The sequence below is a fragment of the Sphingobium nicotianae genome (genome assembly GCF_018603885.1).
In the GTDB taxonomy this organism is placed as follows: domain Bacteria; phylum Pseudomonadota; class Alphaproteobacteria; order Sphingomonadales; family Sphingomonadaceae; genus Sphingobium; species Sphingobium nicotianae.
The window spans coordinates 213,414-226,370 of record NZ_JAHGAW010000004.1 but is presented as its reverse complement, the minus strand read 5'-3'; the positions used below and the strand labels follow the sequence as shown (position 1 = coordinate 226,370).

Genomic DNA, 12,957 nt, shown 5'->3' with positions numbered 1-12,957 from the left:
GGGTTCAGCCAAGCGAAACCGCCGTGCAGACCAGCTTCATGTTGAGATATTCATCCATGCCGTACCGCGACCCCTCCCGACCGAAGCCGGACTCCTTGACGCCGCCGAACGGCGCGACCTCGGTGGAAATGAGACCGGTGTTGAGACCGATCATGCCATATTCCAGCGCCTCGCTGACGCGGTAGCTGCGCGACAGGTCGCGGGTGAAGAGATAGGCGGCGAGGCCCGAGCGCGTTTCGTTGGCCATGGCGACAGCCTCCGCCTCGGTCTCGAACCGCACGATACCCGCGAGGGGCCCGAACGTCTCTTCGCGGCAGAACAGCGCCGAGGCCGGTACGTCGGCGATGAGCGTGGGCGCGTAGAACTGCCCGGCGCCCTCGACGACATTTCCTCCGGCGAGCAACCGGCCCCCTCGCGCGAGCGCATCGACGACATGCCGCGTCACCTTCTCGAGCGCGGCGGCATTGATGAGCGGCCCGACCTCGACGCTCTGTGCGAAACCATTGCCGACCCGCAATGCCTTCACCCGCTCGGCCAGTTTTGACACGAACGCGTCGTAGATGCCGGCCTGTACGAGAAAGCGATTGGCGCACACGCAGGTCTGGCCCGCATTGCGGAACTTCGACGCGATGGCGCCGTCGACCGCCGCATCCACATCGGCATCGTCGAAGACGAGGAACGGGGCATTGCCACCCAGTTCCAGCGATACGCGCTTCACGGTATCCATGGCGCGCCCGGCGAGCATCTTGCCCACGGCCGTCGAGCCGGTGAAGCTCAGCTTGGCGATGGCGGGGTGCGAGACCAGCACGTCGCCAATACCGCGTGCCGGTCCGGTCACGATATTGAGCACACCCGCCGGCACGCCGGCCTCCTCGGCCAGCAGCGCGAGCGCCAGCGCTGAAAAGGGCGTCAACTCCGAGGGTTTCACGATCATCGTGCAGCCCGCCGCGAGCGCCGGCCCGGCCTTGCGGGTGATCATTGCGAGCGGGAAGTTCCAGGGCGTGATCGCCGCGACGACGCCGATCGGCTCGCGCGTCACCATCAGGCGCTTGTCCGCGCCATGGCCGGGGATCACGTCGCCATAGCTGCGACGCGCTTCTTCGGCGAACCAAGTGAGGAAACTCGCGGCATAGGCCACTTCGCCGCGCGCCTCGGCGAGCGGCTTGCCTTGCTCACGGGTCATGATTCGCGCGAGATCTTCCTGATGCGTTCGCATGAGGTCGCTCCAGCGATGCAGGATCGCCCCTCGCTCGCCAGCCGTGCGCGCGCGCCAGGCCGCAAGGGCGGCCTGCGCGGCGGCCACCGCCTGCTCGGCATGGGTGCCATCAAGCGCGGGCACGCTCCCGATCATCTCGCCGGTGGCCGGATCCTCGACCGGCATCACAGCCTCGGCACCCAGCCAGGCTCCGTCGATATAGGCCTGCTGCCGGAGCAGGTCGGGGCGATCGAGCGTCAGGCTCATGCGACCGCCGACAGCGCCGTTTCGAGGCAATCCAACCCCTCGTCGACGATCGCGTCCGATGCCGTCAGCGGTACGAGCACACGGATCGTCTCGCCGCGGCTGCCGCAGTTGAGGAGCACCAGCCCGGCCTTGAGTGCCTTGTTCGCGACCAGCTTGCCGCCATTGACGAGCGGCGTCATGCCGTCCTGCGGATCGAGCACGTCGAACCCGATCATGGCGCCCAGGCCGCGCGGCGGGGAGATGCTGAGCAGATCGTTACGGGTGCGCCAGCCCTCGATGCGGGTACGGATGCGGGCGCCGATCGCTTGCGAGCGATCGAGCAGCTTCTCGTCCTCGATAATATCGAGCACGGCGAGTGCGGCGACGCAGCCGATCGGCGAACCGCCATAAGTGCCGCCGAGGCCGCCCGGCTCCACCACGTCCATGATCTCCGCCCGGCCGATGACGCCGGACAGCGGGAAGCCGCCCGCCAGCGACTTGGCGACGCAGACCAGATCGGGCTCGATGCCGCTATGCTCGACGGCGAACATCTTGCCGGTGCGCGCGAAGCCGCTCTGCACTTCGTCTGTGATCAGCTTGATGCCATAGATGTCGCAGACCTCGCGCAGCGCCTTCATCAGCTCCGGCGGCGCCACGTTGAAGCCACCTTCGCCCTGCACGGGCTCGATAATGATCGCCGCGACGCTGCGCGGATGCAGATCGGCCGCGAACAGGAAGTCGAGCGCCTTGAGGCTGTCCGCCACCGTGGTGTCATAGGCCGGGTTGGGGAACGGCAGATGATACACATCCGGCAGCGAAGGACCGAACTGCCACTTGTAGGGATTGACCTTGCCGGTCATCGCGCTGGCAAGCGCGCTGCGCCCATGGAAGCCGCCGGTGAAGGAGATGACGCCCGTGCGCCCGGTCGCCGCTCGCGCGATCTTCACGGCATTCTCGGTTGCTTCAGCGCCGGTGGTGAACAGGATCGTCTTGGCCTCGCCCGAGAAGGGCGCGAGCGCGTTCAGCCGCTCGGCCAGCGCGACATAGCTCTCATAGCCGGTAACCTGAAACGAAGTGTGCGAGAAACGGGTAAGCTGGGTCGAGACCGCCTCGATGACGCGCGGATGAAGATGGCCGACGTTGAGGACGGCGATGCCGCCTGCAAAGTCGACATAGCGATTGCCATCGACATCCCAGAGTTCCGCATTGAGCGCACGATCCGCGAAGATCGGCGTGGCCGTGGAGACGCCCCTGGGGACAGCCTTTTCGCGCCGTGCGAGAAATTCATCATTCGACATAAACGAGGTGGTCTTTCCTTGATGGTCGTGCGCCGTCACGGAAGATGGCCGGGCCCCGGAGAAGGTGGCCCCGGCCATGCCAGACAGTGGGAGGAAGTCAGAAGTTGAGGGCTGCCGTCAAGCCCACGGTGCGGGGCCGTACGACGAACGTCGTATACACCGGCTGGTTGCGGGTATGGCCGAGGCCGAGCTGCGGCGCGGCGTTGAAGGCGTTGTTCACGTAGAGCGACAGATCGATCTTGCCGAACTCCACGCCGCCGCGCAGATTCACGATCTCGTAGGAAGCCGTGACGGGCGCATTGGGATCATAGGAGAAAGAGCCTGGATCGGTCGCGCCGGTGCGGCGTTCGCGGCTTTTGAGCGTATAGTCGCCGCGGATATAATAGGTCTTCTCGTCGACCGGGTAGCGGAAGTCGCCAGAAAGAGTGACCGTCCAGGGCGACCCCGAGTTGGGCAGCGCCGAACCGCCCGTGTAGAGCCGGCGACCGTTGATGACCGTGTCATTATCGAACCGGGCATTGGTGTAACCGACCTGCGCGGCGAGGCTGAGGCCCTGTACCGGCTTGATGACGGCCGAAAGGTCGAAGCCCTCGCTGGTCGCGGAGCCGAGATTGTCAGTCAGCGACTGGAGGCAGCTGTTCACCGCCACGGTCGACTGGATGTTCGACCATTTGATGTGGAACACGCTGCCGTTGAGCGAGACGACGCCGTTGAACAGGCGCGTCTTGGCACCTGCCTCATAGGACCAGACCGAGTCCGCGCCATAGGTCTGCGGCGACTGCGCCTGCCCATTCGAATTGGCATAGCCAAGCTGCACCAGTTCGGCGTTGCAGTTGCCCGGCAGGGCGATCTGCGCGCCGCTCGGGCGGAAGCCCTTGCTGGCCGTCGCATAGATCATGCTATCCGGCGTCGCCTGGTAGCTGATGCCGAACTTGGGCGTGACGGCAGTGTCGGAGCCCGATGCTGCGCTGTTGAGATAACGCGGCGCGAACGGCCCCTCACCGGGCTTGTACTGGCCGATGATGACGGCTTGGCATGGGATGGTGCCAGTGCCGGTGCCAGGCACACAGGCAAGGCCGCGCGGCGCATTCAGATTGTTCGCCGGGCCATCATAGGAGGCGACATATTCAATCTTGTTGCGGGCGACGCGAATGCCCGCCGTCACCTTCAGCTTGCTGGTGATTTCATAGGTCGCGTCGGCAAAGCCGGCGAGCTGCGTGTCGATCGCCTTGAAGTTCGAATAATAGCTCGCCGTGCCGTTGAGCTGCGGCACGCCGTAGAAATTGAGGAACGCGCTGTAACCCGGCCCAAAGGGGGCGCCGCCGTTCGAGACACCAAACAGCGGGTTGAGGAACGGCAGGAAATTGGTTTCGGAGAGCTGGATTGCCTGCTGCGTATTGTGTGAATAGAAGCCGCCGGCCACCCAACTGAGCGGACCGCCGCTCGACGACTGCAAACGCACCTCCTGCGTCCAGTTGCGCTGGCTGTTGCTGACCGTCGAGACTGCGACGTCACCGGCCGACGGCACCTGACGGCCGGCATAGGAAACCGCGTAGATCTGCGTGTAGTCGAGCGTCTGGCTGGTATCGCGCTTGAAATAGGAGGTCGTCGAGATGAGGTCGGCGAAGCCGAGTTCCGCCTCGATTTTCAGCGAGGGCATCAGGAACTTGTCCTTCTGCGGCTCGCCAGAATTGACGTTGAGCGCCAGATGGGTGGCATCGACCGTCGGGTTCCAGCGCGGCGCAACATAGTCCGCCGTGTCGAAGTTGGAGAGCGACGCCCATGCGCTGGGCGTTGCATCCGGCGTATAGAAGCTCTGATAGTTGATGGACGGTGTGATGGTGACCGTGTCCGACGGCTTGAACGTCATCGCCAGGCGGGCCGCGAAGGTGTCGGACGAGTTGACGTCCGCCTTGTAGAGGCTCTGGTTGGTGAAGGTGAGCGAGCGCACACCCAGTGCGCCGGTCGTGCTCTGCACCACCGGCGTACCGGTCACCTTGTCGATGAAGCCGCCATCGTGCCGGAAGTAGGCGCTGGCACGAATGCCGATCTTGTCGGCCACGAGCGGGCCGCCAACCGCCAACGCCGCCTCATAGCTTTCCGCACCGTTGGTCGTGGTCGCGAGGTCGCCGCGCGCCCGGCCGGTCCATTCCGTGACACTCGCCGCCGGCTGGATGAAGCGGATCGTGCCGCCTTCCGAACCGGCGCCGAACAGCGTGCCCTGCGGGCCGCGCAACACCTCGACGCGCTCCAGGTCGAACAGCGCCGGATACATGATCGAGGAGGCGACACCGAGCGCGCGCACCTGGATCGGCGTATCGTCAATATAGACGCCGATGGTGGACGCGCCGGCAGCGGAGGAGATTCCGCGGATCGAGACGTTGCTGACGGCAGTGCCGCTCTTGCGGATCGAGACACCGGGCGTCAGGCGCGCGATGTCGTCGACGTTGCGCAGACCCTGCTTGACCATCTCGGTCTGCGTCAGGGCCGTGACACTGATCGGAACCTTGGAGAGCGCTTCGCTTTTGCGTGTGGCCGTCACGACGATCTCGCCGCCATCCTCCGCCCCCTCGGGGGCAGCCGTCTGCGCCTGGGCGGGCATGGCCATGGTCGCGACGGTCAGTGACAGCGCGATCCTCGCGACGCTACTCTTCAACAGATCCAAATGCCGCATGCTAAACCCCTTGTTTCGATTGGTTGTGGCGCGGCCCTTTGTCATTTGGTCTGCCGGGTCCGGCCGTCTCGGTGTTGCAATCCTATGACGACGGGGCATCTGCAGAAGGTGCTTTCATGTTGCGGAATGGTGCGCATTTAACACCACTTTGAATAGACCCGCATGCGACTTGATCTTGCAATCGCCCGACAATGCGGCATTTTCTGCGCAGGCATGCCGTGATCCATTTCACGCTGTGCGATTCAGTCACCAGAAGATGACGAGATTAGCCGATGACCCCATCCCGAACAGTGCCTTCGCTCGCCATGCTCCGCGCTTTTGACGCGTTCGGGCGGGTCGGCGGCATTCGCAAAGCGGCACAGATGCTGGAGGTGGATCATGCCGTCGTGAGCCGTCATCTCTCGGCGCTCGAGGCGTTCGTGGGCACTGCTCTGATCGATCGCCGCGCCGGTATGCGTGCGCTCACCAGCGACGGCGCGGAATATCACCGGCGTATCTCGGCCGCCTTTCAGGAGATATCCAACGCGACTCTGATGCTGCGCAAGCGACATGACCAGCAACTGCTCATCTGGTGCAGTCCCGGCTTCGCCTATCACTGGCTGAGCCCGCGCCTCTCTGCCTTCGCCGACCAGGACGACGATATCGCCTTCGAACTGCGATCGATGGACTATGGCCCGGACTTCGCGATCAACGAGGCGGACGGCGATATCCGTTACGTGCGTCATACCGCCTCGACGACCGTGCCGGCCGGATGCCGGTGGATCGAGCTCGCCACCCCGACCGTCTACCCCGTCGCCAGCCCGACCTTTGCCGAGTCGATCGCGGGCCGCCTGCGCGAGGCGCGCGACTTGCTTGGCATGCGGCTGCTCCATGAGGAAAGCGACGCGGAATGGCGGCTCTGGTTCGAGAGTCAGGGCATAGCGCTGCCGCCATCGACCATCGCGGGGCCGCGCTTCTGGCACGCCCACGTCATGCTCGACGCGGCAAAGAGCGGCCAGGGCATCGCGCTCGCCAACGACTTCTTGGCTCGCAACGACCTGCTCAGCGGCCAGCTCGTCGCCTTGAAGCCCACCGACCTTCCTCTCAGACCTGCCTCGATCGGCAGCTACCACTTCACGGCGCGATCGGATCGCTGGCACAACGGTACGCTCGCTCGCTTCCGCAACTGGTTGATCCGGGAAGCTGGTCGATCATGAGGGTGGTTGATTTGCCAGGGGCGCTGCTGCCTTCCGCTCACCGATGAACCAACAGCGGCTTTCAGGCACGGTCATCCAGCCACCGAATAACCGAGATGACGGTGGAGGCAGAGGTGATCCTACCCACTAAGCCTCCTGGGCATTCTGGTTACGTCGCTGGAATTCTATACAAAAACATGCCCCCCCGTTTATCGCTTCATAGGTCACATCACCACCGTGCGCCTTGGCGATGACCCGAACCACCGACAAGCCGAGACCACTGCCCTTCGCGCTGCTGCCCTGCTCCATATAGCGCCGGAAAGGTTCGAAGGCGTGCTTAGCGAAGTCCGCACCCAGCCCAGGGCCTTGGTCGGCGACGCTGAGACGTACACGCGTTTTCTCAGTTTGAAGCACGACGTCAATCTGCGCAGGATTCGCATGACGCCTGGCATTATCCAAAAGAGCGAGGAGGGCTTGGCGGATGCGGGCGGGGTCAATATCGCAGTAACCTTTGGCGAGAACCGCGGAGATGGTGAAGCCGGCGGATTCGAGGACGGGCTGCATGAGGCGGATGACCGCCTCGATCTCCCCGGAGAGCTCCACGGACTGAAACTGCATCTCCATCCGCCCGCCCTCGAGCAGGCTGACGGTGCGCAGATCCTCGATGAGGCGCGCCAGCGCATCGACCTGCGCCACGAGCGAGCGGAACAAGGTCTCGTCCGGCTTGAACACGCCGTCGGCCAGCCCCTGCAGCCGGCCGCTGAGGATCGTCACCGGCGTGCGCAGCTCGTGCGCGATGGTCGCGTTCCAGCGCGGCAGCGCCTCCGACGCACGCTCCAGCTCCTCGGCGAGATGATTGAAGTCCTCGACCAGCATGGTCGCCTCGAGCGTGGCGCCCTCGCCGGCGTCGGCCCGCGCGGTCAGGTCCCGAGCGACGATACTCCGCGCACTCTGCGCCACGGAAACGAGCGGTTTGACGACCCGGCGGGCAAGACGGGTCGCCATCGCTGCGGAAATGCCGGCCGCGACGATGCACATCGCCAGAATCACCAGCCACTCGACCCCGCGCGGCAGCCACTGGTCGTTGAGCGGGAACAGGAGGTCGGGCGCGACGCGGATGACGATGCCGTAAAAGATATACAGGCCGGCGATTGCGACCATGACGGATGTCAGCGTGGCAATCACCATGGACAGGATGATCTCCCGCCCGAGGCCGGAGGATGGCCGCTTCACGACACGTCCGCCAGCCTGAACCCGACGCCGCGGACATTGTTGACGAGCCCCGGCGCGCCCGCTTCCTCAAGCTTGCGGCGCAGCTTGCTCAGATGCGTGTCGACGGTCCGGTCGAGCGCCTCGCCGCCGGGCAGGCAGGCATCGACCAGTTCGCTGCGCGAGAAGGCGCGGCGGGGCGCCCGCGCCATATGGGCGAGGATCCGGAACTCGGTGAGCGTGAGGGGCAGCGACACGCGATCGGCGTCCCCGCCGGCGACCACGCTGGCGAGATGGCTGTCGAGATCCACCTCGACCGGCCCGACCCGCAGCATCTTGCCATTGCCCCCGCCCGACCGGCGCAGCACGGCGCGGGCGCGCACAGCCACCTCCACGGCGTTGAACGGCTTCACCACATAATCGTCGGCGCCGATCCGCAGGGCCTGCAGCTTGTCGATATCCTGATCGAGCGCCGTCAGCATGATGACCGGCGTATCGCCGCGCCGGCGCAGTTCGGCGAGAACCGCCCAGCCGTCGAGGCGCGGCATCTGCACGTCGAGCATGACGAGATCGGGCTTGAGCGCGAGATGGAGTTCCAGCGCCGAGCGGCCGTCCGCGGCGCGCACCGTGCGGAAGCCTTCGCGCTCCAGATAGGCGGCGATGACCTCGGCGATCTCGGGCTCGTCCTCGGCGACCAGGATCAGGGCATTGTCGGCATTCATGCTCGGCAGGCACTCCGTTCCCCTCATCATGCGCCAGATCCAGCGCGCCCGCCACGCATCTCCACACTCCCTCCACATTTTGCCGACAGTTACTCGACAAGGCGAGTGCAAAGGCCGGGCCGACAGGAAAGCCAGAGCATAGTGATGATGATACCCTCCCGCCCCGGGCGTCCCCACGCCCTGATCGTCATGGCCTCTGCACTGGCGCTGTCCGCCTGCTCCGGAGACGCGCCTCCCCCCGCGCCTCCGCCGCCAGACGTGTCCGTCGTGCGGGTTGCCCCCTCGCAGATGGCCGTGGCGGACGAACTGCCGGGCCGGGTCGTGGCGTTCCGTGTGGCCGAAATCCGGCCGCAGGTGAACGGCGTGATCCAGCGCCGGCTGTTCGAGCAGGGGACCGAAGTGCGCGCCGGCCAGCCGCTCTTCCAGATCAACCCCGCCCCGTTCCGCGCCGATACCAACAGCGCGGCCGCCGCCGTGCAGCGCGCCCAGGCGGCGCTCGCGCGGGCGAATCTGCAGGAAAAGCGCCTCGCCCCGCTGGTGAAGGCCGACGCGGTGAGCGGACAGGATTATGACGATGTCGTGGCCACCCGCGACCAGGCCGCCGCCGACCTCGCGGCGAGCCGGGCGGATCTGGCGCGCAGGCAGGTCGATCTCGGCTTCGCGACGGTGCGTTCGCCGATCAGCGGGCGCATCGACCAGGCGGTGTTCACCGAGGGCGCGCTTGCCAGCATGACCAGCGAGCAGCCGCTCGCCACCGTCCAGCAGATTGACCGCGTCTATGTGGACGTGCGTCAGCCGGCCGCCCGCCTCGAAATGCTGCGCGAGGCGGCGCGTGCCGGCACTGCCGCCCAGGGCGCTCCGGTGGAGATCGTCTCCAGCGACGGGCGTGCGCTTGCCGTCAAGGGCCGGCTCCTCTTCTCCGGCATCAGCGTGGACCCGAGCACCGGCGAGGTGGTCGCCCGCGTCGAAGTGCCCAATGCGGACCGGGCGCTGCTGCCCGGCATGTTCGTCCGCGCCCGCCTTCCGCGCCTCGCCATTCCCGATGCGCTGACCGTGCCGGAGCAGGCCGTGCAGCGCGACCCGAGCGGCAAGGCGAGCGTCAGCGTCGTCGGCAAGGACGGCAAGGTCGCGCCCCGGTCGGTCGAAACGGGAGACACGCGCGACGGCAAGGTCATCGTGACCAGCGGCCTCAAGGCCGGCGAGACGGTGATTGTCGAGGGGCAGGATCGCGTCCGGCCCGGCGCGGTCGTGAAGGCGCAACCCTGGCGCGGCGCCGCGCCGGCCCAGCGCTGAGGCCGGCTCATGCCCCGTTTCTTCATCGACCGGCCCGTCTTCGCCTGGGTCATCGCGATCATCATCGTGCTGATCGGCGCGATCTCGATCCCGCAGCTGCCGATCGAGCGCTATCCGAGCATCGCGCCGCCGAGCATCCAGATCACCGCGACCTATCCGGGCGCGACGCCGCAGACGATGAACGACAGCGTCGTCAGCCTGATCGAGCGCGAGCTGTCGAGCGTCAAGAAGCTGCTCTATTTCGAGAGCTCGGTCGACACCTCGGGACAGGCGACGATCACCGCGACCTTCCAGCCGGGCACCGACCCCGAACTGGCGCAGGTGGACGTGCAGAACCGCCTGAAGACGGCCGAACCGCGCCTGCCACAGGTGGTGCGCCAGCTCGGCATCGTGGTCGAGGCGGCGAACCCCAACTTCCTCCAGCTCGTCAACATCGAATCGAAGAATGGCAGCCTCGATGCGACGGCGCTGACCGACTATGCGGCGCGCTATGTGGTCGAGGACCTGAAGCGCGTGAACGGCGTGGGCCGCGTGCAACTGTTCGGATCGGAGCGCGCCATGCGCATCTGGGTGGACCCGGCCAGGCTCGCCGCCGTCAACCTCGCCATGAACGATGTGACGCAGGCGATCGGATCGCAGAATGCTCTCATCGCGCCCGGCGCGCTCGGCAGCGAGCCGACCGCGAACGGCCAGCGTGTCACCGTGCCCTTGCTCATCGATGGGCAGTTGCAGACGCCCGCGCAGTTCCAGCAGATCGTGCTGCGCGCCAATCCCGACGGATCGAGCGTCAAGCTCGGCGACGTCGCGCGCGTCGAGCTCGGCTCGCAGGCTTTCTGGTTCAAGACCCGCTCCAACGGCAAGCCGGTGGCGCTCGTCGCCGTGCAACTCGCGCCCGGGGCCAACGCCGTCGCTACCTCCGCGGCCGTGAAGGACCGGATGGCCGAGCTGGCCAAGGCAATGCCGCAGAATATCACCTACCGCGTCCCGTTCGACACGGCGCCCTACGTCCAGATCTCGATTGAGAAGGTGCTGACCACCCTGGTCGAGGCGATGGTGCTCGTCTTCCTGGTGATGTTCCTCTTCCTCCAGAAGTTCCGCTACACCTTGATCCCCGCCATCGTCGCACCGATCGCGCTGCTCGGCACCTTCTCGGTCATGCTGATCGCGGGCTTCTCGATCAACGTGCTCACCATGTTCGGCATGGTGCTGGCGATCGGCATCATCGTCGACGACGCGATCGTGGTGGTGGAGAATGTCGAGCGCATCATGGCGGAGGAAGGGCTCTCGCCGCTGGAGGCGACGCGCAAGGCGATGCGCGAGATCACCGGCGCGATCATCGGCATCACCCTGGTGTTGACCGCCGTGTTCATCCCGATGGCCTTCTCGTCGGGTTCGGTGGGCGCGATCTATCGCCAGTTCACCGTCTCCATGGCGGTCTCCATCCTGTTTTCCGCCTTCCTGGCGCTGACGCTGACGCCCGCGCTCTGCGCGACGTTGCTGAAGCCCGTGCACGGCCACGAGCAGAAGCGCGGCTTCTTCGCCTGGTTCGACCGCAAGTTCGACGCCATGGCCAACGGCTACCAGACCTGGGTGACCAGGCTGCTCAAGCGGACCGGCCGGATGATGGCGGCGTTCGCGGTGGTGCTCGTGCTGCTCGGCGTCGGCTTCATGAACATACCCTCCGCCTTCCTGCCGGAAGAAGACCAGGGCTATTATCTGACCCTGTTCCAGCTGCCACCCGACGCCACCGCGGAGCGGACGATGGAAGCCATCAACGTGCTCGAGAAGCACAGCGTCGGCCGCAAGGGGGTCGCGGACATCGAAGCGGTACAGGGCTGGGGCTTCACCGGCGCAGGCTCCAATGTCGGCATCGCCTTCACCATCCTCAGCCCCTGGGGCGAGCGCAAGGGCGCGACCGCTGCAGGCGAAGTGGCCGGGGCCAACCAGGCGACGTCCGTGGTGCGCGAGGGCATGATCATGAGCGTGATGCCGCCCTCCATCGACGGGCTGGGCACGACCAGCGGCTTTTCGCTGCGGCTGGAGGATCGCGCCGGACACGGCAACGCGGCGCTGATGGCGGCGCAGTTCCAGCTGCTCGGCATGGCGGCCAAGAGCCCGGCGCTGGTCGGCGTCTATCCGGAAAACCTGCCGCCCGGCAGCAGCATCAAGCTGGAGATCGACCGGCAGAAGGCGCAGGCGCTCGGCGTGCCCTTCGAATCCATCGCCGCCACGCTCGGCACCGCCATGGGCTCAACCTATGTGAACGACTTCCCCAATCAAGGCCGCATGCAGCAGGTCATCGTGCAGGCGGAAGCCTCCGCGCGCATGCACCTGGAGGACGTGCTCAAGCTCTATGTGCGCAATAGCGCCGGCCAGCCGGTGCCGCTCGCCGAGGTGGTGACGCCCAGATGGGAGCAGAGCCCGCTGCAGCTCGTGCGCTATAACGGCTATCCGGCCATGCGCATCTCCGGCGCGGCGGCGCCCGGCCATTCGAGCGGCGAGGCGATGGCCGAGATGGAGCGGCTCGCGGCACAGCTGCCGCCCGGCTTCGCGGTCGAGTGGAGCGGGCAGTCGCTGCAGGAGATCCTGGCGGGCGACGAGGCGCTGGTGCTGATGGCGCTCTCCATGCTGGTCGTGTTCCTGGTGCTCGCCGCGCTCTACGAGAGCTGGGCGATCCCGCTCTCGGTGATGCTGGTGGTGCCGCTTGGCCTCATCGGCGCGGTGGCGGCGGTGCTGCTGCGCGGCTTCCCCAACGACGTGTTCTTCAAGGTCGGCCTCATCACGCTGATCGGCCTCTCCGCCAAGAACGCGATCCTCATCGTGGAGTTCGCCAAGACGGCGAAGGAACAGGGCATGTCGACGATCGACGCGACGATCCATGCCGCGCGGCTGCGCCTGCGCCCGATCCTGATGACCAGCCTCGCCTTCACGCTCGGCGTGGTGCCGCTGATGATTGCGAGCGGCGCGAGCAAGGAGACGCAGCGGGCGATCGGCACCGGCGTGTTCGGCGGCATGATCAGCGCGACGGCGCTCGCCATTTTCTTCGTGCCGGTGTTCTTCGTGGTGGTGCTGGGGCTCGTCGAGCGCGTGCGGCGTCGGCGCGGCAAGGCCGGCCCGGCGGCCGAGCAGGCGGTGGAGGGATGAT

8 protein-coding genes are annotated in these 12,957 nt (G+C 66.3%); 3 read left to right on the top strand and 5 right to left on the bottom strand.

The genetic code is table 11. The annotated features are described in order from the left end of the window. Window positions 1-4: 4 nt before the first annotated feature. From KK488_RS07540 to KK488_RS07530, 3 genes are all read right to left on the bottom strand, one after another. The gene (locus KK488_RS07540) at window positions 5-1,462 is read right to left on the bottom strand and encodes an NAD-dependent succinate-semialdehyde dehydrogenase (RefSeq protein ID WP_214622540.1); all 1,458 of its coding nucleotides are present in this window, start codon (window positions 1,460-1,462) and stop codon (window positions 5-7) included. After that, window positions 1,459-2,739: a 4-aminobutyrate--2-oxoglutarate transaminase gene (gene gabT, locus KK488_RS07535; protein ID WP_214622539.1), complete on the bottom strand. Its 1,281-nt coding sequence runs from the start codon at window positions 2,737-2,739 to the stop codon at window positions 1,459-1,461. The genes KK488_RS07540 and gabT overlap by 4 nt, the downstream gene beginning before the upstream one ends. 97 nt (window positions 2,740-2,836) lie before the next feature. Beyond that, window positions 2,837-5,347 carry a TonB-dependent receptor gene (locus tag KK488_RS07530; protein WP_214622538.1) on the bottom strand — a complete coding sequence of 837 codons (2,511 nt, stop codon included), beginning with the start codon at window positions 5,345-5,347 and terminating at the stop codon, window positions 2,837-2,839. 371 nt (window positions 5,348-5,718) lie between these two features. On the opposite strand from KK488_RS07530, the gene KK488_RS07525 reads away from it, so the two are divergent. Further along, entirely contained in the window at window positions 5,719-6,609 is an 891-nt protein-coding gene (locus KK488_RS07525) for a LysR substrate-binding domain-containing protein (RefSeq protein WP_214622537.1), read from the top strand. 126 nt (window positions 6,610-6,735) lie between these two features. On the opposite strand, the gene KK488_RS07520 is transcribed toward KK488_RS07525, so the two are convergent. Then, window positions 6,736-7,776 carry an ATP-binding protein gene (locus tag KK488_RS07520; RefSeq protein WP_214622536.1) on the bottom strand — a complete coding sequence of 347 codons (1,041 nt, stop codon included), beginning with the start codon at window positions 7,774-7,776 and terminating at the stop codon, window positions 6,736-6,738. A 41-nt stretch (window positions 7,777-7,817) separates the two neighbouring features. Further along, the gene (locus tag KK488_RS07515; protein ID WP_214622535.1) at window positions 7,818-8,549 is read right to left on the bottom strand and encodes a response regulator transcription factor; all 732 of its coding nucleotides are present in this window, start codon (window positions 8,547-8,549) and stop codon (window positions 7,818-7,820) included. 159 nt (window positions 8,550-8,708) lie between these two features. On the opposite strand from KK488_RS07515, the gene KK488_RS07510 reads away from it, so the two are divergent. Beyond that, window positions 8,709-9,812 carry an efflux RND transporter periplasmic adaptor subunit gene (locus KK488_RS07510; RefSeq protein ID WP_250890163.1) on the top strand — a complete coding sequence of 368 codons (1,104 nt, stop codon included), beginning with the start codon at window positions 8,709-8,711 and terminating at the stop codon, window positions 9,810-9,812. A gap of 9 nt (window positions 9,813-9,821) precedes the next feature. Beyond that, window positions 9,822-12,956 carry an efflux RND transporter permease subunit gene (locus KK488_RS07505; protein ID WP_214622533.1) on the top strand — a complete coding sequence of 1,045 codons (3,135 nt, stop codon included), beginning with the start codon at window positions 9,822-9,824 and terminating at the stop codon, window positions 12,954-12,956. Window position 12,957: the final 1 nt, after the last annotated feature.